The sequence below is a fragment of the Coleofasciculus sp. FACHB-542 genome (assembly GCF_014695825.1).
GTDB lineage: Bacteria > Cyanobacteriota > Cyanobacteriia > Cyanobacteriales > FACHB-T130 > FACHB-T130.
In genome coordinates this window covers 129,189-152,947 of sequence record NZ_JACJPB010000036.1, presented here as the reverse complement: position 1 = coordinate 152,947, position 23,759 = coordinate 129,189, and the positions used below count along the sequence as shown (strand labels likewise).

General features: G+C 46.9%; 25 protein-coding genes. 14 read left to right on the top strand and 11 right to left on the bottom strand.

Going from position 1 to position 23,759, the window contains the following annotated elements; all coding sequences use genetic code 11:
• Nucleotides 1-477: 477 nt before the first annotated feature.
• From H6F52_RS12680 to H6F52_RS12670, 3 genes are all read left to right on the top strand, one after another.
• Nucleotides 478-1,167, top strand: a complete 690-nt coding sequence (locus H6F52_RS12680) for a hypothetical protein (protein ID WP_190410893.1) — start codon at nt 478-480, stop codon at nt 1,165-1,167.
• A gap of 445 nt (nt 1,168-1,612) precedes the next feature.
• Complete coding sequence (locus H6F52_RS12675) at nt 1,613-3,268, top strand: abortive infection protein (protein ID WP_347276211.1); 1,656 nt, start codon at nt 1,613-1,615, stop codon at nt 3,266-3,268.
• A gap of 50 nt (nt 3,269-3,318) precedes the next feature.
• Nucleotides 3,319-3,567 carry a hypothetical protein gene (locus tag H6F52_RS12670; protein WP_190535108.1) on the top strand — a complete coding sequence of 83 codons (249 nt, stop codon included), beginning with the start codon at nt 3,319-3,321 and terminating at the stop codon, nt 3,565-3,567.
• Nucleotides 3,568-3,581: 14 nt separating this feature from the next.
• Here the strand turns inward: H6F52_RS12670 and H6F52_RS12665 are convergent, their stop codons facing one another.
• Together H6F52_RS12665 and H6F52_RS12660 are read right to left on the bottom strand one after the other, a co-directional pair.
• Entirely contained in the window at nt 3,582-4,292 is a 711-nt protein-coding gene (locus tag H6F52_RS12665) for a VTT domain-containing protein (RefSeq protein WP_190535105.1), read from the bottom strand.
• A 171-nt stretch (nt 4,293-4,463) separates the two neighbouring features.
• The gene (locus tag H6F52_RS12660; RefSeq protein ID WP_190428012.1) at nt 4,464-5,495 is read right to left on the bottom strand and encodes a glycosyltransferase family 2 protein; all 1,032 of its coding nucleotides are present in this window, start codon (nt 5,493-5,495) and stop codon (nt 4,464-4,466) included.
• Between the two features lie 83 nt (nt 5,496-5,578).
• Between H6F52_RS12660 and H6F52_RS12655 the strand changes: the two genes are divergently transcribed.
• Nucleotides 5,579-7,303, top strand: coding sequence for a glycosyltransferase family 39 protein (locus H6F52_RS12655; protein WP_190535102.1), 1,725 nt, complete (start codon nt 5,579-5,581; stop codon nt 7,301-7,303).
• Here H6F52_RS12655 and H6F52_RS12650 read toward each other — a convergent pair.
• Nucleotides 7,300-7,938 carry a hypothetical protein gene (locus H6F52_RS12650; protein WP_190535097.1) on the bottom strand — a complete coding sequence of 213 codons (639 nt, stop codon included), beginning with the start codon at nt 7,936-7,938 and terminating at the stop codon, nt 7,300-7,302. The genes H6F52_RS12655 and H6F52_RS12650 overlap by 4 nt on opposite strands.
• A gap of 205 nt (nt 7,939-8,143) precedes the next feature.
• Between H6F52_RS12650 and H6F52_RS12645 the strand changes: the two genes are divergently transcribed.
• Nucleotides 8,144-8,578, top strand: coding sequence for a hypothetical protein (locus H6F52_RS12645; protein WP_190410892.1), 435 nt, complete (start codon nt 8,144-8,146; stop codon nt 8,576-8,578).
• Nucleotides 8,579-8,674: 96 nt separating this feature from the next.
• Here the strand turns inward: H6F52_RS12645 and H6F52_RS12640 are convergent, their stop codons facing one another.
• The 3 genes from H6F52_RS12640 to upp all read right to left on the bottom strand — a co-directional run bounded on the left by H6F52_RS12640 (nt 8,675) and on the right by upp (nt 10,273).
• Nucleotides 8,675-8,956 carry a YggT family protein gene (locus H6F52_RS12640; RefSeq protein WP_190410467.1) on the bottom strand — a complete coding sequence of 94 codons (282 nt, stop codon included), beginning with the start codon at nt 8,954-8,956 and terminating at the stop codon, nt 8,675-8,677.
• A gap of 78 nt (nt 8,957-9,034) precedes the next feature.
• Nucleotides 9,035-9,430 carry a hypothetical protein gene (locus H6F52_RS12635; protein ID WP_190525255.1) on the bottom strand — a complete coding sequence of 132 codons (396 nt, stop codon included), beginning with the start codon at nt 9,428-9,430 and terminating at the stop codon, nt 9,035-9,037.
• A 192-nt stretch (nt 9,431-9,622) separates the two neighbouring features.
• Nucleotides 9,623-10,273, bottom strand: a complete 651-nt coding sequence (gene upp, locus H6F52_RS12630; protein WP_190431668.1) for a uracil phosphoribosyltransferase — start codon at nt 10,271-10,273, stop codon at nt 9,623-9,625.
• A 490-nt stretch (nt 10,274-10,763) separates the two neighbouring features.
• Here upp and crtH point away from each other — a divergent pair, with 490 nt between their 5' ends.
• On the top strand, nt 10,764-12,287 hold the full coding sequence (gene crtH, locus H6F52_RS12625) for a carotenoid isomerase (protein ID WP_190535321.1): 1,524 nt from the start codon (nt 10,764-10,766) through the stop codon (nt 12,285-12,287).
• A 79-nt stretch (nt 12,288-12,366) separates the two neighbouring features.
• On the opposite strand, the gene H6F52_RS12620 is transcribed toward crtH, so the two are convergent.
• Both H6F52_RS12620 and H6F52_RS12615 read right to left on the bottom strand, forming a co-directional pair.
• Nucleotides 12,367-12,693: a type II toxin-antitoxin system PemK/MazF family toxin gene (locus H6F52_RS12620; protein ID WP_190535318.1), complete on the bottom strand. Its 327-nt coding sequence runs from the start codon at nt 12,691-12,693 to the stop codon at nt 12,367-12,369.
• A gap of 20 nt (nt 12,694-12,713) precedes the next feature.
• Entirely contained in the window at nt 12,714-12,920 is a 207-nt protein-coding gene (locus H6F52_RS12615; RefSeq protein ID WP_190535094.1) for a hypothetical protein, read from the bottom strand.
• Between the two features lie 209 nt (nt 12,921-13,129).
• Here H6F52_RS12615 and H6F52_RS12610 point away from each other — a divergent pair, with 209 nt between their 5' ends.
• Both H6F52_RS12610 and H6F52_RS12605 read left to right on the top strand, forming a co-directional pair.
• A complete protein-coding gene (locus H6F52_RS12610; RefSeq protein ID WP_190410463.1) occupies nt 13,130-14,443 on the top strand; it encodes a pentapeptide repeat-containing protein in 1,314 nt (437 codons plus the stop codon).
• Nucleotides 14,444-14,702: 259 nt separating this feature from the next.
• Entirely contained in the window at nt 14,703-15,656 is a 954-nt protein-coding gene (locus H6F52_RS12605) for a glycosyltransferase family 2 protein (protein WP_190410462.1), read from the top strand.
• Between the two features lie 126 nt (nt 15,657-15,782).
• On the opposite strand, the gene H6F52_RS12600 is transcribed toward H6F52_RS12605, so the two are convergent.
• Nucleotides 15,783-16,784 carry a Gfo/Idh/MocA family oxidoreductase gene (locus H6F52_RS12600; RefSeq protein WP_190535090.1) on the bottom strand — a complete coding sequence of 334 codons (1,002 nt, stop codon included), beginning with the start codon at nt 16,782-16,784 and terminating at the stop codon, nt 15,783-15,785.
• Between the two features lie 421 nt (nt 16,785-17,205).
• On the opposite strand from H6F52_RS12600, the gene H6F52_RS12595 reads away from it, so the two are divergent.
• Nucleotides 17,206-17,502, top strand: coding sequence for a ferredoxin (locus H6F52_RS12595; RefSeq protein WP_190410460.1), 297 nt, complete (start codon nt 17,206-17,208; stop codon nt 17,500-17,502).
• Between the two features lie 239 nt (nt 17,503-17,741).
• Here H6F52_RS12595 and H6F52_RS12590 read toward each other — a convergent pair whose 3' ends face one another.
• Complete coding sequence (locus tag H6F52_RS12590) at nt 17,742-19,439, bottom strand: SpoIID/LytB domain-containing protein (protein ID WP_190535088.1); 1,698 nt, start codon at nt 19,437-19,439, stop codon at nt 17,742-17,744.
• A gap of 218 nt (nt 19,440-19,657) precedes the next feature.
• On the opposite strand from H6F52_RS12590, the gene H6F52_RS12585 reads away from it, so the two are divergent.
• From H6F52_RS12585 to H6F52_RS12565, 5 genes are all read left to right on the top strand, one after another.
• Entirely contained in the window at nt 19,658-19,921 is a 264-nt protein-coding gene (locus H6F52_RS12585; RefSeq protein ID WP_190410890.1) for a sulfiredoxin, read from the top strand.
• A 149-nt stretch (nt 19,922-20,070) separates the two neighbouring features.
• Complete coding sequence (gene dps, locus H6F52_RS12580) at nt 20,071-20,622, top strand: DNA starvation/stationary phase protection protein Dps (protein ID WP_190428693.1); 552 nt, start codon at nt 20,071-20,073, stop codon at nt 20,620-20,622.
• Nucleotides 20,623-20,767: 145 nt separating this feature from the next.
• The gene (gene grpE / locus H6F52_RS12575) at nt 20,768-21,382 is read left to right on the top strand and encodes a nucleotide exchange factor GrpE (protein WP_190535315.1); all 615 of its coding nucleotides are present in this window, start codon (nt 20,768-20,770) and stop codon (nt 21,380-21,382) included.
• A 131-nt stretch (nt 21,383-21,513) separates the two neighbouring features.
• Nucleotides 21,514-22,056, top strand: coding sequence for a Dps family protein (locus H6F52_RS12570; RefSeq protein ID WP_190410457.1), 543 nt, complete (start codon nt 21,514-21,516; stop codon nt 22,054-22,056).
• A gap of 60 nt (nt 22,057-22,116) precedes the next feature.
• Entirely contained in the window at nt 22,117-22,605 is a 489-nt protein-coding gene (locus tag H6F52_RS12565) for a hypothetical protein (protein WP_190535085.1), read from the top strand.
• 265 nt (nt 22,606-22,870) lie between these two features.
• Here the strand turns inward: H6F52_RS12565 and H6F52_RS12560 are convergent, their stop codons facing one another.
• Nucleotides 22,871-23,647, bottom strand: a complete 777-nt coding sequence (locus H6F52_RS12560) for a DUF1350 family protein (protein ID WP_190428694.1) — start codon at nt 23,645-23,647, stop codon at nt 22,871-22,873.
• Between the last annotated feature and the right edge of the window lie 112 nt (nt 23,648-23,759).

Here is a 23,759-nt window from a genome sequence, read left to right as displayed (position 1 = left end):
CACTGTCTAGGCAAGTATGTAGAAATCAGTCAACCTGCCCCCAAGAAAATTTCTTGCCTTAGATTAATTTTTAATCGCTTTTCGACCGTCTTGTGGAAAAATATCATAACAAGAGAGATAAGGTGTTTCACCCATCAAGCCGGATTCATTGAGATATGATAAATTTTTTTACATCTTTTGTTTTTTTTGACAGGTTTTGTGGATATACATATAGATATAGGGACGCTGCACCGTTCCTTGGGCGTTGCTCCTCACACAAGAAACGCCGTTTAGCAACCCCACCCCCAATCAATGTTCATTCGCCTCTTCCGCTCAGGATGGTGCTCTAATCAACCATACCTTCCGCTTATTGCGGCTGCGCTGCTGATGGCTCCTAGCTCATTTGCCTTAGCTGGCACGGCTGCGTCTACAATCGCAGGTCCCTCTACCATGCAATATCCGCAAGCCCGAAAGGAATTATCTGAAGCTGCTCCCGACATGACTCAAGCAGTAGTGCAAATCGACCCCCTCGATAGCCCTCATCCCGTCCCGTGGAATTGGGTAATGACTACTCATGCAGAAGTTACCGCCAACGGCGGCACTGGGGTACGTTACTATCGCAGTCCCTCTTTAGTGTCTCCTGATGGTCAGTATGCTGCTTACAGCCGGATTCAGTTGCAGGTGCAACCGGAGTTGTACCAATGCCGCATTTCCAGCGTCATGTTTGTAGAAAATTTGAGGACAGGGGATTTACGAACGATCTCGGCGTCTTCTCCTTTGGCTGACAATCCCTTTGTCAGTAACGAAGAAGCGGATATGCCGGGGATCATCGCCATCTTGATCCCCATTTCGTGGTCAGCGAAAGGCGATCGCGTCTTAGCACGGCAATTTGAAGGTTTATTTAGTACGTCCGATGCTTCTGACTATGCCGTTGTTTGGGATCGTCAGCAGAATCGTACTACGACTCTCTCTCCTGACCGCGATGATTACACCAACGCGGTGTTGTTAGGCTGGAGTCAAACTAATCCCGACCAAGTGCTGTTTCGAGCAGGCGAATTGGGCGAGGAAGAGTGGCCTCTATGGGCTGTTGATTTGAAGGGTCAAACCGTAGCCGCAATTGAGGATCAACCCCTCATTTTTGGTCAAACGATTACCCATTCTTGGGCAGGGCCACAGGCTCATTTCTAAAGGAACAAAATCAAGGATGAAGGATGAAAAAGATTGAAGGTGACAGAAAAAGTTTTTTACTCATACTGTCAGCCGGAATTTCAAACTTCATCCTTCTTTTTTTCTGATGAATCTAGCTTAGAGCTGCCAATATTTATATATTTTTAAACTAAATTTGGTTAAATCTTTGATTAAGTCTAAACGATTTAAACGAGTCTTTTTAAGAGTTCTCGTTAGCCTGACTTTTTTGCTTTTGGGTTCAGGCTTTTTTATTTATTATACATTAAAAAATTCTGCTAACAAAAACAATATATCAAATTATGAAATTTACCTCAAAAATCAATTAAATCAACCAAATTCTTATCCGGTTAATTATCCTATCTCATCGAGTGTTTATCAACCCGTCAGCGTGTGGACAGGACGCCTAATATTACTACCGAAAGAGCAGAGACAGCTTAGAAAATCGGTGCTTTTTGAAGTTTATAATGCTGATTCCGTGCATCAGAATCTAGTAGGAAAAATTGTAAATTTAGAATGGAGCCGGGACGCAGAAGTGCAAAGATTTGTCCAGGCTGTAACGCAAGATGTCAAATTTATTCAGGCAACTGAAGATAGTAAAAAAACGGGGAATTTGCATCCTGACCGATTAAACAATTGGCAAAATGTCGATCCCTTAGAATCCTTGGCTGGGGCGCGACCTCAAGATGATGTCGTCGTGGAACTCAAAAACCCTGTAGTTGTCACCAATCACCAAAAAGAACGCCCCTCGCTGAAGATTGCCCAAGAACCCGTACAAGTCACGGGTCGGATTTATGCTTTAGTGACAATTATTAAACGAGAGAAAGCAGATAGCGTTAGCGCAGCGTCTCCTTCGGATCGCTTTGTTGTGCGTCACTTTAATAAAAAAACAAAACAATTTGATGGCCTTTTAGAAACAATTCGGATTCCTCAAGTGCCATCTGACCGCAATGGAATTTCTCGGTCAACAAATCGAGGAATTGAAAAGTCTCCCCTCAATTCCGCAGGCTGGTACATTTATGGGACAAAAGATACCGAGGGAATATTTGTCACCCAGGCAATTGAACCCCGCGCCTTGATGCGTTTGCAACCAGATGAAGTGCGGGTAAATCGGAAATCTGCTAATTCCTATCTGAAAAAAGAACTTTGGAAAGGTACTGAAGGTCAAAAAGGAACCGCCAAGATAGTTTTACTCGATCCAAAAAGTCAACAATTTAACGAGGCGGTATCGAAATGGCGCGAGGGAGATCGAGCAATTGTCCTTCATACATACGGTGGAATTGGGGGTAAAAAACCCGAACCCGAACCGCTGGGCGTAGTTACGGGACATTTTGCTTATGGCATTGCGACAGTCGTACGCGATCGCTTCACAGATGAGTTACGCTTTGACATCGAGTATCGGCAAGTTTACGCCCATAACCCTGATGGGATTATTGCTGGCACCATGAAATGGTCTACTTATATGGGAGATTTGCAGCGGGGTTGGCTGGGAAATCGGCCTGTATCCGATGCGATCGTCAAGCTCGATGCTGTGACGCAAGATTATGATTTTGATGGCATCCAACTGTCACCTATGAAAGAATTTATGCGCCAGTTGGATATTATGATGGCACGCTACCGGATTGGAGATGGAACGGGTAGTTCAGTGGTGACACCCTCAACTTCTTGCGTACAAGATGCTAACCAAGCGCTTTTTGTGACGATTAAGCAGGTAGAGAAACAGGTGGCGTCGAATCCTCGGATTCAAGAGTGGTTGCGACGTCATCCTACCGACGCTCAAACCTTACGATTTCAGCAACTCGTGAAATTAGGGCGATCGCTTGAAAAGCAATTAGCACCCCTAGGGATTATTCGTTCCGATTGGCAAGAAAACGCTGAGAATTTAGCAGGAACCAGGACAGCGGACGGCACCCTTACCACTGTCTTGAAGGCAGCAACAACTTGGCGAACCATGTTACCTCGACGGGCGCATGATGAAATTGCCACGATTTTGTTAAATAATGGAGCCGCTTTGTGGGTAATTCGGACGAACCAAGTGGGGGGATTTAATCCAGATATTGTGCCTCGTGCCCCTACGGCACTTTTAGGGCACCGCACAAATTGAGAAAAATTCTCCCATCAAACAGCAGAAACGAGCAGGAGGCAGGAGCAGCAATGGTGCAGCAACCAAGACAGGAGGATCGACCACCACTTTACAGCTGCGTTATTGCAATTGATAGCGTCACAGGACGCCAAGAGGAAGAAATAATCGCCTTCGGCGTATCTGTAGATGACGCGAAAAACAAAGCTCAGCAGTTGTTAGCAAACTATGGATGTGACGAATCGCAAATTCTCAAGTTAATACAGCAGGCAAGAATTGAACCCCTATCTCCCTGGTGTTCTCCTGAAAATAAACAAGGTTAATCTGAATGCGATCGCTACTCGTCTGCTTTATCTAGAGGATTTTGAAGGCGCTTCCGTTCGATCTCCTCTAAAGCTTTTCGAGGATCGGTACGGCGACGACGATACCAAGTCGCGCCCCCAACCAACATCGCAATTAATAGCAAGGCACCAATTAAGGGCAAGAAATCGCCCGTTTTTAGCGCCCGTAAGCCGTAACTCCCTAACATTACAAATGGCAACACTCCGGGGATGGTTCCCAGAATGGTTCCTAGTAGATAATCCCGAAAGCGAATTGAAGTCAAACCAGCCGCAAAATTAACTAAGCCGTAGGGAATAATTGGCTGTAGGCGGATGGCAAACATATAGAATAAGCCACCCTGAATCATCTCCGCATCAATCGCTTGCAAGCGTCCACCCAACTTTTGAACGACAAATTCACGCCCCACCGTGCGCGTAAAGGCAAAAGCCACTACAGCCGCAATCACGGCGGCAATACTCGTCCAAAGCGTCCCCAACCAAGGACCAAAAATTGCGCCACTGGTAAGATTTAGTGCTGTAGAAGGCAAGATTAACAGTGTCGCCAAGGTATAGAAAACGATATAAATAATCGGTGCCCAGATACCAGCTTGATTTAGCCATGTTTGGAGTTGAGCTGGATCGATGCCTCCCAAAAAATATACTGCGAGTCCCGTCGCTACAATGCAGACGGCAGTCAATAGGAAAATGCCACTTTTAGCGTTCAACAAAAACTCCTTTGTTTTTAGCCATTAATCATTTGTCATTAGTAATAGGGCTTACGCAGAGATCCCCCTAAATCCCTCGATAAATTGGGGAACTTTTCCGGTTCTCCCTTTTTTAGAGAGGTTAGGGGAGCTAGGTTTCAAGCTTTCAGCGCGTAAGTCCGGAGTTATTCGCGATTAATCCTTGCTTATTCGTTCTTCAGATATTACTAAAGCCTCTTGAGTGCTAATTTCTGATTTGTGACGCTTTTCGGTTGACTCTTGACTTTTGAAACCATAAGCTTCACGCACTAAATAAAGCGGACGTCCTTTGACTTCTTCATAGACACGACCAAGATACTCGCCAATGATCCCCAGTGTTATTAACTGGATGCCTCCTAGAAATAACACCGCCACCATGATGGAAGCATAACCCGGAAGATCGATCCCAAAAATTAGAGTGCGAAAGAATAAGAAGCTAGCGTAAATAAATGACAAAAAAGATATCGTAACGCCCACGTAACTCCATACTTTTAAAGGGAGAAAACTAAAGGAAGTAATTCCATCTAGGGCAAAGTTCCACAGACGCCAATAGTTCCAAGTCGTGGTTCCCTTATAACGTGGGGGACGATCGAATAAAACAGAGGTTTGCTTGAAACCCACCCAAGCAAAGAGTCCTTTCATAAATCGGGTTCGTTCTGGCAGTAGCTTGATGGCTTCTACCACACGCCGATCGAGCAACCGAAAGTCCCCGGTATTGCGGGGGATGGGGACGCGACTCATCTTGCCAATGATCTGATAGAAAGCTTTGGCTGTAGAGTTTTTCAGCCAACCTTCATCACGCGATCGCCTAGTTGCATAAACGACATCATAGCCTTCGCGCCATTTGTCTACCAGTTCCTTAATTAACTCTGGCGGATCTTGCAAGTCGGCATCAATTGGGATTACCGCAGCACCCGCAGCATAGTCTAGTCCGGCACTGAGGGCGACTTCTTTGCCAAAGTTGCGGGACAAGTTGACGACTTTAATCGCTGGGTTACGATAATGATGCTCAATTAGACACTTCAGGGTATTGTCCTTACTGCCATCATTGACGCAAACAATCTCGTAGGTTGTATTTACGGTTTCTAGTACCGATAGCAGCCGCTCAAACAAGTAGTCAATATTGTCCTCCTCGTTGTAAAGCGGTACTACCACAGAGAGTTCTACTGGGTCAATATCTAAGGACATAAAAAAACAAAGACAAGCTAATATATGTCAAGTTTCACCTAACTTGACTGCACTTTAACCTAAATTCTAATTTCGTCAATATTATGAGCCGAAGCTTCACAGTTCCTAAATCATCGCGGCGCTGGTTGTCGCTGGAGATGTTGCTCCTAGGCGCGATCGCGATCGCTGTTTTGTTAAGAATTATCTATCTAGGCAGCCGAGAATTTTGGTACGACGAAGTTCTATCCCTGATCCTCGCCAGCGGTCACGGCGTTGACTATCAAGCTCCGGGAGCGCAACCCGTCAACCTGCGGGACTACAGCGCTTTATTGATCCCACGAGCCGGTGATGTCGTAGGAACGATCAAAGATGTCTATAAAGGTATCTTGGGCGATGTCCATCCGCCCCTTTCTTATTTCAGCCTGTACTTCTGGCTACAGCTATTTGGCAATAGCGAAGCTGCCTTACGAGGTCTGGGCGCATTGCTGAGTGTAGGTGCAATTGGCGGCGCTTACGGATTAGGACGTTTTGTGATGGGACATCGCGGCGGACTGATTTTTGCCGCCTTACTCGGTACAAATCCTTTCTATTTATTCCACTCTTTAAATGCCCGGATGTATGGCCCGCTGATTTTATGGACGATTCTCAGCACCTGGGCAATGCTGCATCTGGTTGACACAAAAGGAGCAACAGAGAGTGTCCGAGCCTCCGAGTGGGAAATTGAACCAGACGCCACGCCATCATCCCATCATCCCCGCAACCGCTCATCGATTCTCTGGAGTGCGATTCTGATTGTTTCAGTCGCTGCTGGACTGCTGACGCAGTATCTTTTTGTCTACTGGGTGATGACCCTAGGCATCTTTGTCCTCATCTTTGACCGGCGGCGGTGGTGGCAGCACGGATTGCGTTTGGGGACGGGTGTATTGCTGTGGATGCCTTGGTTTGTTTGGGGAACTCGGAAGCAGGGGCGTCTGGGTGAAGTGGGCAATCAGTTTTCCAAGGGAAATCATTTCGCAGATGTTACCCAAACCTTGAGCAGTCACTTGTTACTGGGAGACTGGGTGGGAGATGTCGTCAAAACTCCCGCAGAAGCGACCCTCGCGATTGTGGCAGGGTGCCTGATAATTTTGTTACTAGCCGGGTGTACCTTTAGCCTCTGGGGGCAAGGAAAGCGTCGTACCTTATTCATGGCTTTGTCACTGGGAATTTTGCCCCTGTGCATTGCATTTGCAGTGGATATTCTCGCTGGCAAATACACGATTGGCTTTGGCGGTGGAAGGGCACTGATTTTTGTTTTGCCTGGATGCTTGCTATTAATTGCTTTATGGCTGGAACGGGCGGCGGGACGCTGGCGCGGAGTAGCGGTAGCAGGTTTGCTGCTGTTGTATCTGGGCATCAGCATCGGGGACTTCAGCACGAGAAACCGCTCGATGTTCCATCAGATAGCAGATTTGATTCAACAGGAACCTACAACGCCAACTTTAATCGTGATGAACTCCCGCGCTTGGGGTCACATTCTGCGTTTGGCTTATTATCTTCCTCCCACTGCCCCGGTTCAGCTATTAGCACAGCATCCTGCCGACCTTGCGCCTGCTTTAGAAAAAGTTCTAACAAGCGGACAAGCAGCGCAATATCCTCGGATTCTCTGGTTAGAGAGCGCCCGTCCTGTGAATAAGGCTCCCAAAACGGAGGCTGAAAAACAGCAAATTCAGCAGGAAATCCAGCGAGTTTTGCAATCTCGTTACCAGTTAGCGCAATCGCAGCAGCTATCGGGAACCACGATTCTGGATGAGTTTGCGGTCAATCTTTACAAGAATCGGAATCTCTAATTTTTAGGCCATTGCCAGTTAAAACGATTCCATTCGTAAATGCCTTGAATCTCATACTCGCTGCCATTCTCAAACCGGATAATGCAGTTGGTATGAGAGACTCCGCTCTCAGTAGTCTCGTAAACCCCAACCACCGTGCAGGGAAACCATTCGCGGCTACAGGGGCCGTTTTCTTGCACCCACTCCCACAGACCATTAGAAACCTCAATGCGATCGCCTACTTTCAGCTTTAACCCTTGCTTGCCTTCCCGCTCATAATACTCAGCCAGATGAACCGGCTGAATGCGATAGAGCCACCCAAAGCCATAGCGATCGCGTAAAAATTGCATCGCTCCCGAATCCTGATTATTTAACCAGTCATTCAGTAAAGTAATCTTCCAAGAGCGATTTTGTCTTTCTTGTTCCTTGACAAATTGCAGTAAAGCTTTGACTTGTTCTGCTGTCAGTTCCTCCAATGGATTCGCACCATCGGCATTTTCATCACCACTCGCCGGGTTCTCCCCTTGGGCACCCAGCAGTTCCTTGACAACAACTTGCAGCAGAATTTGCTTCTGTGTATCGCTGAGAGGATATACAGCCTCCTCACATAGACTAAATGCTGCTTGCAGTGCCGCTTCAATCTCAGATCGGGTCACAATCAATTCCTTCTTTGGAATGGATCGCCACACAGCAGAGCTATCTCGGTGATTCTGAGTGGGAATGCCCAGACTTAGAGCGCTCATTAAGGGCGATCCCCTATTATCGCAGAATTGTCAAGATATCCCGAAGCTCCTGTTTGACTAGATTCGCGCTAAGCTGAGGGGTGAAGTTCCCAAAAAACCTGAAGTCATGGTACGGTTTATGCGATTTCGAGCTGTGTCTATTTTTTTCATCTCTTGCCTTATCGGAGTTGTGAACTTGCTGTTTACTCCTCCGGCTTTGGCATTGACACAGATTAAACTGTCTGAACTTTCCTACCATGACTGCCCATCTGAGTTAGCAGATGGGGCGGTTATGAGTACCGGCGCTTCCAGAGCTGCGAGTTGCTACATTGTTACCGGCAAAGCTCAAAATGACTCTGATAAATATGTCTACAACGCCGATATTTTTGGTCGCATTTACGACGCGAATGGCGACTCGGTAATGCAAAACCGAACGCGCCTCGGTTCGATCGAAGAAGTGCCGCCTGGAGTCAGCGATTTTGAACTCAGGATCTCGGTTGCTGCAAACCAACCGACACCCTTGCAGCTCAAGCAATTCAAAGCCGCTGGATTTAACGGTACAGTCCGCCGTTAACAAGTCCGCACGCTAACAAATCCGCCGTTAACATCTGATTGCAAGGATTTTAGATTATAGATTCACTCCAAAATCCAAATCTAAAATCCTTTGACCCTAAAAACCCGGAGTGAATTGAATGCTGGAGAACAATCCAGCCAGAATTTGCAGCACAAAAATCGCTAAAATCGGGGAGATATCCAGACCACCCAACGGAGGAATAATCGAGCGAAAAAGGTTGAGGTAAGGGTCTGTAATTGGACTCAAGGTGGAAGCTATCTGGTTCATCCAATTGACTGTCGGAAACCAAGTTAAAAGAATCCGTACAATCAATATGAACATATACATATTCAGAAAAGTGGAGATCGTATTGATCAGTAATTCGGCTGAAGAATTCATCGGTGTTGAAGGTTCCTTGTTAAAATTGGTGAACGCTTGAAACTTGAAGACAGTTTAACGGATTTACCGGATTGAAACTTAGGAATCTTGATTAAGCGATGTTCCTAGGGAACGACCCCTTTCAGAAATTCGTGCTGTATCTGAGGAAGAAAATCGCTCCCGCTCTAGTTCTGTACTCTTGCCATTTACAGTGCCTAGCTGTGTCCGGACTTCATCAATTGCTGCATTTAACTGAGCAATTTTATCCTCTAAGCCTCGCCGTGCAAATTCAATACTTTCTGAATCCTTTAGCTGACGCTTTTTCCCCTTGCTCAACTTCGCTTCTGACGAGCCAGGATTGAGCAGAGAGGCGTCAGTTGTGTCAGTTTCGGACGCGCGTCCAGAAGCAACCAGCGCTCCGACAATTCCACCGACTAGACCGCCAACTATCGTTCCAGCCAGAAATCCACTGCCAAAACTATCGCGCTGACTCATCTTAAAATTACCGTTGTTTTTTTTCTTGTTGCAACTGTTTTCAGGTTAACTTTTTGCTGACCTCGATGCCTACCAGTCTAAGGAGTCATCTGTTCAGTTGTCAGTCGTCCTAAGTAAGAAATCTGAACACAGATTTCATCTTTGATTGCTCATCTTTTGGATCGTGCGTTGGATACCGCTTTGGACACCGCATCAGGTGCCAAACGTGCGATCGCCTGCATCTCCCAGCCCCGGTACAATATACCCGTGGCTGTTCAAACCCTCATCAATCATTGCCGTATAGACAACCAAGCCCGGATACGCGACAGAAAGCTGTTGCAGGGCGGGTGGCGCTGCTACAACCGAAATAATCCGCATTAAAGCTGGGTCAACGCCTCGCTGTGTCAGTTCTGCGATCGCCCTCATCATGGTTCCACCCGTCGCCAGCATCGGATCGCAAATTAAAACCCGCGTTTGAGGGTCAAGCCGTTCCGGCAATTTATTCAGATAACAGCTAACTTCCAGGGTTTTCTCATCCCGCACCAAACCGATATGGTAAATCGACGCCAAAGGCAGCAACGTCTGCGCCCCATCTAATAACCCCAATCCTGCCCGTAAAATCGGCACCACAACCAGTGGCACCTCTGGATTGATAAATGTAGCCGGACATTCAGCCAGGGGCGTCTGTACGGTTGTTTCTATCGTCGGCAACCATTCTCTAGTTGCCTCATAAGTCAGCCAGCGCCCCAGTTCCGTCATCGCGCTTTTAAACAGCACCGATGGCGTCGCAGCATCACGAGCAACAGCCAGCCAATGTTTAATCAGTGGATGGGGAGGAACATAGACACGCAGTTGGAGAGTCATAGTTGCGATTTTGGCAGTCAGATGCCAGCTCAAAGACCTGACCTATCATAGAACCTCCTGGGATGTCTGAAAACCCAGATTGATTCTGGGTTCGGTTTCTTTGTCACCAAACCCCACGCCAAAAGCATTTGTGGGGTAACGAAAAGCCCACAATTCCAACTAACTTGGTTTTTTCTATTGAAAATAACTTGCAATAGTATTGACATCTATTTTCAACAAGGCTATATTTATTTTCAGTGTTCTCCTCTCATTAAGGATCGGCAGGTGGGGCTGGTTAGCAGTAGCAAGCTAGTCCCCATTTTTTTTAAGAGGCAAGACACAAGCCCAATAAAAGCAGCCTTTAGCTCATGCAGTCGCTCATATGAGTCTGGTGAGATAAATTAGACACCAAAGGGCTTGAGTTATTGGTTGAGTTGTTGGCAGCGGGGCATTTTTGTGTTAATCCCTAATAGGGATTGAAATGAGTAAAATTTTCCCTTACTGCTGCCTCATGCCTTCAACTACCGTTAAATCTCCAACTGCACAAACGTTTGATGCCATCGTGATTGGCTCTGGAATTGGAGGGCTGGTAACAGCCACCCAACTGGCAGCCAAAGGAGCTAAAGTTCTTGTACTGGAGAGTTACTTAATTCCAGGTGGCAGTGCCGGATATTTTGAGCGGCAGGGATATCGGTTTGACGTAGGGGCGTCGATGATTTTTGGGTTTGGGACTCAGGGCACCACCAATCTGCTCACCCGCGCTCTAGATGCTGTGAATGTCAGTCTGGAAACCATCCCCGATTCCGTCCAGATTCACTACCATCTTCCCGCCGGTTTGGATCCAAAAGTTCATCGCAATTATGAGAAGTTTTTGCAAGAACTCACTGCCTACTTCCCCCACGAACGGGAAGGGATTCGACGCTTCTACGACGAATGCTGGAAAGTTTTCAACTGCCTGAATGCGATGGAATTGCTGTCGTTGGAAGAACCCCGGTATCTGACACGGGCATTTTTTCAGCATCCCTTAGCGTGTCTCGGCTTGGTAAAGTATTTGCCTCAAAATGCTGGTGATATTGCAAGGCGATACATCAAAGACCCGCAGCTACTGAAGTTTATCGACATGGAGTGCTACTGCTGGTCAGTTGTCCCCGCTGACCGGACACCGATGATTAATGCAGGGATGGTGTTCTCAGACCGGCACTACGGCGGCATTAACTATCCTAAAGGGGGTGTAGGACAAATCGCCCAAAAACTGGTGGAGGGACTGGAAAAAGCTGGGGGACAGATTCAGTACAAAGCCAAGGTGACGAAAATTATTACCCAAGAGGGTCGAGCGGTAGGCGTCGAGTTGGCAAATGGAAAAGTCTATGAAGCCAAGCGGATTATTTCCAATGCAACGCGCTGGGATACTTTCGAGAAGTTACTGCCAGCGGAAGAAATACCAGCGGCTGAGAAGAAGTGGCAAAATCGTTATCAAAAATCGCCGGGTTTCTTAAGTTTGCACTTAGGCGTTAAGGCAGATGTGCTGCCGCTTGGTACGGACTGTCACCACATTTTGCTAGAAGATTGGCAGAAGATGGAAGCGGCGCAAGGCACGATCTTTTTGTCGATTCCTACGTTACTCGACCCGGATTTAGCACCAGAAGGTCATCATATTCTGCACGCCTTTACCCCTGATTGGATTGAAAATTGGCAGGGACTTTCTTCTAGCGAATATGAACAGAAAAAGGAAGAGGCAGCAGGACGAATCATTGAGCGGCTAGAGAAGATTTTCCCCGGTTTAGATGCAGGGTTAGATTATCTGGAAGTCGGGACGCCCCGCACGCATCGGCGCTTTTTAGGTCGTGCAGATGGTACGTATGGCCCAATTCCTAGAAACAAGTTATTAGGACTATTGGGAATGCCATTCAATCGAACTGCGATTTCGGGACTTTATTGTGTGGGAGACAGTACGTTTCCAGGGCAGGGTTTAAATGCGGTGGCATTTTCTGGTTTTGCTTGTGCCCATCGCGTGGCAGTAGATTTGGGGTTGTAAGGGTTTTATCGAACCCCAGACGACTCCCTAGGGCGCAGAGGAAAGAAAACAGCGGATTTCTGGCTGCTGATTGCACAAGTTACATTATTTGAAATGCCCGAATCATCACTTCGTTCAATTGTTGCATTTGCAGAATACCCAACTCTCCTAAGCGTCTGATGATTAATCTACGTTCAAGGGTAGCAATTCGAGTTACCCTAACTTTAGAAGAAACTCGCAATCCCGTGCTGGAAAATTCTGCGTCTGAAATATTGAGAGCAAATTCTTCAAGACTTAAGCTGGTGGCATTTTGAGAGGAAATGAAGCAAAGAGTCACTTCATCTATTGCAGAACTTGCCGTCAGCACTAACGCAGGACGTAATTTTGTTGTACTTAAGTCTGTAAAGGGAAAATTAACTAGGACAATATCTCCTTTTTTAAGTCTTACTAGATTGCTTCTCCATCCTCGAGGGTGTAAATATCAGGTTCATCGTGGAGAAAATCAAAAGCTCCTCCGCTTTGTGCAAGGTGCGCTAATTCAAGGGTTGAAGGGTAGGGTATATTGCTAAATAGTTTTTCTTCAAGTAGCGATCGCTCATCCGGTGGCAGAGATAAAATAACTTGGACTAGGGATTCAACTAATTGGGTATTCATGAATTATTCTCCTGGTTTCTGTTGAGTTGCTTGTTTTATGATAGCGATCGCGTCTTTCTCGAACTACAGGGAAAAGAGGAAACAGAGCGATCGCATTCAGCGCCATTTGCCCTTAACACTTGCCTGCTCTATTAGATAAAATCTTGTTGACTGCCACAGCCGCTACCATAAAGCATGGGTTTACTGCGCCTGCTTGACGAATTAACACAATGACGACAGAGCCTAATCCTTCCCAGTCCAATTCACCGTCAAACGCTCAAGATAGTGGCAATGGTAACAGACCTGCTGTGAACAGCCCGTCGCAGATGCAATCGCTGACACCGTCCGGACGGAACCAATACGAGCAACATTTGGCTACCATGCCGCGATCGCTGGTGCTGTCCAAAAAGAATCCAGTTGTTCCGCAAGGAACGCCCATCGTCCTGATAGCGATCGCCTTAGTCATCCTAGGGTTAGCGATTAATAACTTCTGGATCGGGATATCAGGAGCGATCGTGGGGCTAGTCGTATCGCTGCGGATGCTATGGCTTGGTTTGGAACCCGTGCTGGATGAGATGCTACCGCCAAAACAGCGAGCTGTCATCGTCGCCATCGTCGGAACAATCTTATCGCTCATCAGCTTGCTCAAGTTTTCTGGTATCAACCAAAACATCGGCAAGTGGTTAAACCAGCAAAAATGGGATGAACTCGGTTCCCTAGCAGAATGGACAGGAGCTGTAGGGCAAATTTTCATTGCTGTCATCGCCGTATACGTGGCGTGGCGACAGTACATTATTTCCAGAGACTTGACCATTCAGCAAAACTCCCTGACGATTCAGCAAAACCTGATTACTCAGCAGCAGACGATCGATACTTATTTTCAGGGGATCTCCGACCTAGTATTAGATGAAGAAGGATTGCTCGAAGATTGGCCTCAAGAGCGGTTACTAGCCGAAGGGCGTACCGCCGCTATCTTGAGCAGTGTAGACGCCAGCGGGAAAGCCAAAATTCTGCGGTTCTTGTCCAGTTCTAAATTGCTAACTCCCCTAGAACGCGATCGCCGCCTAGGTCGAGCTATCTTTGACGGACTGGGAGGCTATGCAGAAGACCGCGTCAACGGCGTGCGCGTTATCGACTTAGGAGTTATGTTAGCGAAGGCAGATTTGTCTGGCACCGACTTGCGCCGCACAGACTTAAGCGAAGCCAATCTTGTTGGTGCTAACTTAAGCAATTGCGATTTAGTCAAGGCTAATTTCTCTCGCACCATCTTGTATGAAGCGAATCTTGCTGGTGCCGATTTCAAAGCCACCCGCTTGTTCTATGGTCCGGGGGAAACTGCGACCCCTCGCACTCATACTCAACCTCCCTACGCTAACTACAAAACAGGTGCTTATACGGGCGCTGTAGTAGAAAATGCCGACTTCACCGACGTTGAGGGACTCTCGGAAGAACTGCGCCAATATTGTTGTGCTTGGGGTGGCGAAAAAACCAGAGCCACAATTCCCGGTGGTTGCGAAGGCATTCCTAACAAATTGGAACGATAATTCGTAGCTGTTAGCGATTAGTCATTAAATAGAGGGACTTAATTATTTGCCGGATGAGTAGGGCGACTAAGCGTTACTCATCAAACCTTATCAATGTATGGTTTTGTCCCTCAATCCAAACGACAAAATGACAGGGTTAAATTCAGTTATCCTACTTAGTCATCAGTCCTTTGCGATTGACGAAGAGCGAATAAATAATGACACTTGACCAATGACAGCGATTCACTAAAAGTTATTGGCGAATCGTTAACAGCTAATTATGAACCCCAAATATTCCTTCATCATTCCCATCTATAACGAAGAGAAAAGCATCCCCGAACTTTATCGGCGGATGAGTGCGGTGATGGAGCGGCTAGATGCCCCAACGGAGCTAATTTTAGTCAACGATGGCAGTCGCGATCGCTCTTTACAAATGCTGCGCGAATTGCATGAAAAAGACCCGCGAGTTTGCTACTTAAGCCTTGCCCGTAATTTCGGTCATCAGATTGCTGTCACCGCAGGTCTTAATTTTGTTCGGGGTGAAGCAATTGTTATCCTTGATGCCGACTTACAAGATCCCCCAGAATTAATTCCAGACATGGTGGAAAAATGGCAACAAGGCTATCAAGTCGTCTATGCTCAGCGCATCAAACGCCACAAAGAAGGCTGGTTCAAGCGCTTCACCGCCTATGTGTTTTATCGTCTTCTCAAGCGTCTGGCAAATGTAGACATTCCTACCGATACAGGCGATTTCTGTCTAATGGATCGACAAGTCGCAGATATCCTTAATTCGATGCCTGAGCGCAATCGTTATATCCGGGGACTGCGTTCTTGGGTAGGCTTTCCCCAAACCGCCGTCTACTTCGAGCGTCACCCCCGCTTTGCTGGCGAGGTGCAGTACACTTTCAGTAAATCTTTGTCATTGGCAGTGAATGGATTAGTCTCCTTCTCAAAAGTACCGCTGCGGCTATCTACTTATGTCGGCTTATTCGCGGCAGCGATCGCTCTGGTGATGGCGATATTAGTTTTATATTGGCGGATTTTTGTCCCCAATTCCCCTTTAACCGGGTTTACCTTAATTCTGGTAGCAATTTTCTTTCTCGGTGCCGTGCAATTGGTAAGTATCGGTATCCTAGGAGAATATATCGGGCGCATCTATGAAGAAGTCAAAGGTAGACCCCTGTACACTTTAGCGGAAGTGGCTGGTTTTAAAAATGTAGCGAGTCGCAAGTAGAAAAGGAAAGCTTTTTTAACGCAAGAAATGTAAATGTTTTCATAAAATCTGGCAGAGATCCGCTTCAAGTTGAGCTGGCGTTGCCAAGTGCCTTAACACAAAGTTAATTGACTACCCTAACAGCGCTTAAACTAAAACTGTCTGCCTAGTTTCTGCTGAACGACGGGCAGCATCGGCAACTTTGAGGGCGTATAAGCTAGCCTCTGGGGTAACATACAGCGGTGTGCCTTCAATCAAGTGGTCTAAAACCATGCTGGTGTCTTTGGCAAATAAACCCCGACGCCCTCCCACTTCAATTGGTGTTGTCTCGTTCTCTTTGATTAGCTTGCCTTCATCTCCATCGAAAATTAATCCCCCGTGTTCTCCGTGAACCTCAAAACTTCGGGATGGTTGCCAGAGATTTTCCCCTTTTCCATAAATCACCTCTGCAACCACGCCGCTAGTAAACTTTAGCTGGGCTGTGCAAAAACAGGATTGGTAGAACGCCCCCTCGCCCCAATACCGCGCTTGACAGCTGACGGTAGCGACGGAACCAAACAAATCTGTCAGTCGGTGGATGCGAGAGAGGGCACCGCACAGGGGAAAGCCAAATAGTTCGGGGTGATAAGTCCAGCGTTGGGGTGCGGGGTGTTGGGGATTGATAGTGCTGTAGCGGGCGTAAAAGACTTCTCCAATTTTGGGTAAGGATTGCCGCAGTGCTTGATGCAAACCGCCCAAAATTTCTATATGCTCGACGTGCAGGAGTTGATTGCGATCGCGTGCTAAGGCAATGAGTGCTTCTGCTTCGGCAACGTCCAAGCACAGCGGATATTCGACAATAACGTGTTTGCCAGCTTCAAGTGCGGCACGCGCGATCGCTCCATGCTGCTGGTTTACCGTGCAGATGACGATCAAATCGATATCCTCGCGCCCCACTAAATCTTCCCAAGATGAAACGGCTTGGCAAGAGTAGGTTTGACCAAATTCCTTTGTGCTGTCCGGGGTATGTCCGGCAACGGCTACTAGCTGGGTTCTATCTTGGGATTGAAATGTTTGCGCCCGGAGTTTAGCTGCATATCCGGTTCCCACCAGCCCGACACCGATTGGGAGCTTGCCAGACCACGCAGGATGAGACACTGATGTTGGCATTTTAAAAATGTGTTGTTGCTAACAGTAAAAAATCATCCGGTGATTAATCTCTAAATTTTTCAGTTCATCTGTCTGAATTTAAAGATTAATTGTTGTTATTAATTCTTTCTATAATTACAGCTAATATATTTACCCCGAAGAAGGTATCTCGATGTTCTCGAGGAATTGTCAGCTGAACATCGTATCACTGGTCTACCATTCCATTGATAAGTATAAGTAATTAGGATTGAATCTTAAAAGTTTATTACGAATACCATTCACACCATCTATTGATCTCGTGTTGAAGGCTCTGGTTTTTCCCGTAGTATCTAAAGAGGAAGTGAACCTAGTAAGCAAACCTTTACCTGAGCTTAGTCTAGCGAGGAAGGTCGCTCTACTCTGAATTACTACTGCCATTTCGACTACTTGAGAGGAACGCTACATGGCTTATAAAGTAAGGTTAATTAACGAAGCCGAAGGGCTAGACACCACGATTGAAGTTGAAGGCGACGTCTATATTCTTGACGCCGCAGAAGATCAAGGTCTCGATCTGCCCTACTCCTGTCGCGCTGGTGCTTGTTCAACCTGCGCTGGCAAAGTGACTGAGGGTGATATCGATCAATCTGACCAGTCTTTCCTGGATGACGATCAGATTGAAGCTGGCTATGTCCTGACTTGCGTGGCTTATCCCAAGTCGGATTGCACCATCATGACCCACCAAGAAGAAGAACTCTATTAAGAAAACCAGTCAGTGGTTGGTTGTCAGCGATCGCAGACAAGAAAAAACAACGTACAACGGATATCAGTAAAAGACGCGCTATTAGTGGCGTCTTTTCAAACCAGCAACTGACTTGTATGGGCGGGTTGATCGATAGGATTGACTATTTACAGATATCTGGATGAAACCTGCCGCCAAATAACTGACAACTTCTAAGCTTTTTAGCAGGGACACTCTCAAGCGTCCCTGCTTGATTGTTTTCAGGAGTTGGGCAACGCTTTTGTATTTTGATCCGGGCCGAAGGTAATGGACTGGTTAAGAGGCTGAATTTGGGCACCAGGATAGTAGAAGTTGAGAATCTGCTGACTTAACCAACCCGCTTTCGCTAAATTGAATGCGCCGGTTTGACTCATGCCTACGCCATGCCCCAATCCGCCTCCAATAAAGGCATAACCTTTTAGGGTTTTGTCTGCGCCATAGATAGGTTGTAGGTAGAAAAGGGTGCTGCGGGGTGGTCGAAAGGCACTGCGGATATCATCTTTGAGAATTTCAACCACGCCAGTGTCGGTTTGCACTGCCAGTCGGATAATCCGTCCGGAGGGCGATCGCTCTGCTACCCGCAATTGCTTAATTGCTTTAAAGGGAGTATGGGGAGTCTTTGTCCGCTTGAGATAAAGCTGCAAATCTTGGGTAATCTGAGCGATACTGCTGGCTTTACTCCAGCGAAACCAATTGCCGCCAGTTTCGTGAAATCCTTGTTTCAGGCTGATAAACCGCTGGAAATTTTGTTCTTGAGCCAAAGACAACTGCGGGTTCCAAATTGTCCCAGATGAATCTACCACGGCTTGGAGATACGGGCGATCTGGGCCATTCCAGACATCATTAAAGGGCGCACTGATGCCACCGCTGGTACTGGAATAAAGGGCATCCACCAGTTCATTCTGGTAAGTTAGTACTTGACCTTTCGTCGCCGCGATCGCTTTGTCTGTCGTCGGTACAGTGCCGGTGAGACCCTTGTAAACTTGGCAGTGGGTGTCTGCACACAGTTCGTACCCATCCACTGTAAACCGCCGTAAGTTCCGCAGTGCATAAGTCCGAGCAATGATTGCCTGCGCTTCCGCCGCCGCATAGGGGGCACCGCCATCCAGTTCGTGCGGTACGACGCCCCGCAGATAAATTTCTAAGGGTACTTGATTGACCAGGGTGTAAGTGCCGTAAGCGTTGGGTTGCAGCCGCAACGAGCCAGCGTAGAGAACGCTATTTTTCGAGTTTTTGCCTTTTGTCACCTGGATCGGGTTTTTGCCAGGGATAATCTCTATCTGGTCGCGATCGTACCGAAAACCATTCACAACGAGAGACGCTTTGGGCACTTTCTGCACCACTTCCGTCTCCAAATACGCAGCGCGATCGCCTTGAGCTTGAAGGTTCTGCAACAGCCAGCGGCGCACTAAAGGCGTTTTATAAACATCGCGTTTTGCCCACACCTGCCAGCGTTCCGGCTGCGCTACCTCAACCTCAATTCCCTTGGCTTGCCACGCTTTGGCACTGTCTTCCGCCATCTCAAAACTCCGATAAATGCCCAGGACAAGCCGTTCCTCTAACGCAGGTGCTGGTAGAGGTTGCATGGTCACTTCTAGCTTGGCACTGGTGGTTTGCAGGGTTTGCTGGCGATCGCCTGTATTAAAGCGCAACATCAAGCGATCGCCCGATGTTGCCTGCAACGTCATTTGGTCGGGTTCCTCACCAAATCGCTGCACAACCCCCACTTTCAGTTCCACATCATTGCTACTGGGTGCCGGTCCAGACGCCGCTGTGAGTCCTATCAGCCCAAACACCGTCAAAATGGTGCGGGACCAGTGACCTAAACGTTTTCCCATCCCAGCCGGACGAGTGAATTTCCGACTTTGCGATTTGGTTTTTACCAAATTCTGCCTCAAGGTACATCCCTTTTTTTGCATGGACTATCTGAGGATAGAAGATTTTTCTTCAAAGCTGACTCTATATTTTGTCTCAACCTACGCACCTAGTTGTTCCATCTATTGTGATAGACGCCAGGACGAATAGATCGGGGATGAACGACAATCTTCAGCTTAATTTAAAGTATCCAGTTGTCAAGTCGAAGTCATTCCGAGTATGATTTAGAAAGAAACAACAGATGGAGACAGCTACTCGTCCTATGGTAAGGGTGCAAGAAATACCCCTGCAAAAGATTCATCGTCCTCTGCCGCGACAAACTGACCAAGCCAAAGTAGCGGCTTTGATGGAATCCATTCAAGAAATCGGTCAGCAAGAACCCATCGACGTGCTGGAAGTAGATGGAGAATACTATGGTTTTTCCGGCTGTCATCGATTTGAAGCTTGTCAGCGCCTAGGTCAAGAAACAATTTCTTGCCGGATTCGCCGCGCACCGCGCTCTGTTCTGAGAATGCATTTAGCTTGAGTATTCAAAAACAAGCTTTCCAGCTCAAAATTCAGCCTGTACTGCGAATTAGTATCCTCGATCGCAGTTTATCTTGTCCTAAGCGTGCAAAGATAATCTACAAAAGTCTGTGCTTTTCTATACACTTCCATCTAAAAGGATCAAGGCATATGAGTAGTATCAATCATCATCAACGTCTCTACCCAACTAGCATTGACATCGCCGCAGAAACTCGCTCTAAGGTAATCGAGCTTCTGAACCAAACCGTAGCAACCACCCTTGACCTAAAAACTCAGGTAAAGCAAGCGCACTGGAATGTTAAAGGGATGGACTTCTACCAGTTACACCAACTTTTTGATGAGGTTGCTACTGAGTTGGAAGAATTCACCGATCTGTTTGCCGAAAGAGTCACCGCTCTAGGAGGGTTGGCAATGGGAACGGCTCGGATGGCGGTAGCTGCCTCTATTTTGCCAGAGTATCCGATCGATATCATCGACGGCAAAGACCACATTATCGCTTTGGCGGAACGCTTTGCACCTTATGCCAAGTCGCTGCGCCAAAATATTGATGCTTCAGCCGATTTAGGCGATGCTGATACCGCAGACCTTTACACAGAAGTGTCTCGCGCGATCGATAAGCGGTTGTGGTTCTTAGAAGCACATCTGCAAACTGGAACGCTAACCTCTGTTGGCACAAGACAAGCAGTTGCCAGTAAACATTAATTACTGACAGTAGGGGCGCACAGCGAGTTGTGTGCCCCTAGGAGCTTTCAATAATTAAAACGCACCTGCGGGGCGAACTGAAAAAGCAAACGTGGTAAACGAACCAGATTCTGTACAGCAATTTGCCCGCCAGTTGCAGCAACGGATGCAACTGCTGGGGATTTCTAGTTATAAAGCTTTGAGTCGGCAAGCTGGAGTTTCGGAACGACAAGTCAAGCGACTGCGACTAGGACAAGTTTCGCAGATGCGAGTAGAAACCCTGATCAAGCTCTCCCAAGCGTTGAAAGTGTCAGTAAGCGAGTTACTGACCGCCTTTGGGGATAGGAAACCGCCAGCGCTGGGAGAGCAGATAAATCGGGAGCCTGAGTTGGCGTCTTTACAGCAAGAGTATCAGCGGCTGCGATCGCTCTTAGAACAGCAGCGAGAAACTTTAATGCAGGAATTCCAGATGTCGAGTCTGCAAGTTTTAGAATCTTTTTTGTTGTATTGGCCTACCGCAGCCGCCAGAGCTTTAGAGAATCCCCAGATGGAAGCGGTGAAATTGCTGCCATTAGTCCGACCTGTGCAACAGATGCTTTCTCAATGGGGAGTGGAAGCGATCGCATCTGTCGGTGCAGAACTCCCTTACGATCCGCAGTTCCATCAACTCATTAAAGGAACTGCTCAACCTGGAGAAATTGTGAAAGTCAGTAATCTCGGCTACCGCCAAGGAGAGAAACTGCTGCACCGCGTCAAAGTCAGTGCTATATCCAAAGCTTGAGCCTACCCATCTGACTACGTTCAAACCCACGCAATATCAAGCGCTCGACTAATCTCCCCTTTGGCTGATGAATCCCCTGTATAGATTTGTTGCACTAGTAAGAGTGATTATCGCTGGAGAACACAACAATTATGCGTCCTTTAAACATAGGTTTAACAGAAGAGCAGCGTCAAGGCGTGACGGATTTATTAAATAAAGATCTGTCGGATGCCTACCTGCTATTGATCAAAACCAAAAAGTACCACTGGGATGTGGTTGGCCCTCAGTTCCGCTCCCTGCACCAGCTATGGGAAGAACACTACACCGCGTTGACGGAAAGCATTGATGCGATCGCTGAGCGAGTTCGCGCCTTGGGTGGTTATCCCGTAGGAACTGCGGAAGGCTTCCTGAAGTACGCTTCTATTAAAGAAGATCCGGGTACTCTTCCCAACGCATTTCACATGGTAGAAAACCTCGTGTCAGATCACGAACTGGTTATCCGCAACCTGCGCGAACACATCGATCAGTGCGGTGATAACTTCCACGATCAAGGTACCGCTGATTTCCTCACCGGCTTGATGGAACAACATGAGCAAATGGCTTGGATGTTGCGTTCCTTCATCGAAGGTGAATCCATTCAGCCAGACGGCAGACTCTCAGCGGAAGGTTTGAAAGTTCCCGTCAACATGAAGTAATTCATTCGGAAAAGTAGACACTGAGGAGGTAGATTAAGTTCTACCTCCTCAAGTTTTTTTATGCAGCCAGAACTGAGTCCTACTGAAGCAATTAAATTAGCTAAACAAGTAGCTAATTTGCTACCATCACCACCACGAATTTATCAGAATCAGAATGGGTGTGTTCAAGAATGGCCTGATTCCCCTGGTTCGGAAAATATTTTAACTTTACAGTATGTAGGCGGTGTTTGCATTCCAACTGAGTGCTACCCTAAGATAAGGCTACTCACGATTACCTTTGAAGGCGAAGCTGCTAAACAACAAAACGATTCGGTCACTCTAGTTCAAAAATTAAAGAATAGAATCTTTTCCCAAAAAAGCAATTCCTCCGTTCACTTACCTGTGGGAGGGGAAAACATAATATTTGTTTGTAAGTGGGACAGCCCGTATAAAAGAGGGGAACTTAAACACAGTTGGTGGTTTCATGTTGCTACAGACCACCAAGTTAAGTTTATTCTTGAGTCAGGAGATAATTTAATTTCCTACGATGATGGGCCGCCGCGTTGTTGAAGTAAACAATAAAATTAGTAGGACTTTCGCAGGTAGTTGACACTTGAGCAAGAAAAGCACAATCTATTATTGTGCTTTTCTAATAGCAATCCTATTTGAGTTATGAGATTCCAGCGGTGTCAGATACCCTAATTCTCTCTCGAAGCCGGGGATCTTGCCTTTAGGAATCCTTTAGGACTGCTATAACACGAGCTTTCTTTCTTGCCTTGTTCAGCCTACACGCAGCAGTTACACCATTGCTGCTATCTAAATATTCAAGTAATTGTTAAGTAGGAGAGAAAGGCTGTAACCAGCGGAGAATTTCTCTTTTCAACAAATTCAGCTCTTTGTATAAAATTTCTTGCTTTACCCATTGACCAACAGCATCAAAGGGTGTGAAGTCCTTTCCCGCTTGCCAATTGACATCTTGACCAAGCGGTGTAATATGACTTCCTGGTAACATTTGCATTGCTACCATCCCCGAAAATCGCTTTTGCAAAACCTCAGTTAAGCCAGTTGATTGGTCAAGCGTATCGTTAGAAAATTTAATCAGTAAATTTCGCGGAATACTGTATTTATCAGCGATCAACTTGTTAGTTTCTACCGGCGAAGGTGTAAACTCGACATTAAAAGCTGGGCTGAAATTAAACTGCTGCACAAATGGGATGGCTTCGCTTGCGGTGTAGTTATTAAAGGAAATCAGGATATTCCCAGCACGTTCCACTGAAAAAAGACTACCAATGAGTAAATGCAGTTTGCAACCCATGCTGTGTCCAAGTCCGTAGATTGGGAGATATCGCCGCCGCAATAACGCTTTTGCCCGTAATTGTTCGATGGCGCTATCGAAGCTCAGGAGAACGTTGCCTGCGATCGCGCTATGATCCAGCGTATTCACAAACGGCGTCGCAATCACCGCATACCCTTGATTCCCTAGTTGTTCTAATAACCAGCGATAAGTGACGTGGGGTGCAGCCGCCACAAATGCGCCCCCAAGAAAATGCACAATTCCTACAGGATGTTGGGGAATTAACACCCAATTACCGGATATTTCTTTCCAGTCCATGAAGCGATATTCGCGTTGTTAATACTTCTTCATCTTAAAGCTTGCTTGACGGAGGTGGGGAGCGATAAGCCTAACGGCTTCGCTTCGCTAACGCGCTGACAAAAAGAGAATG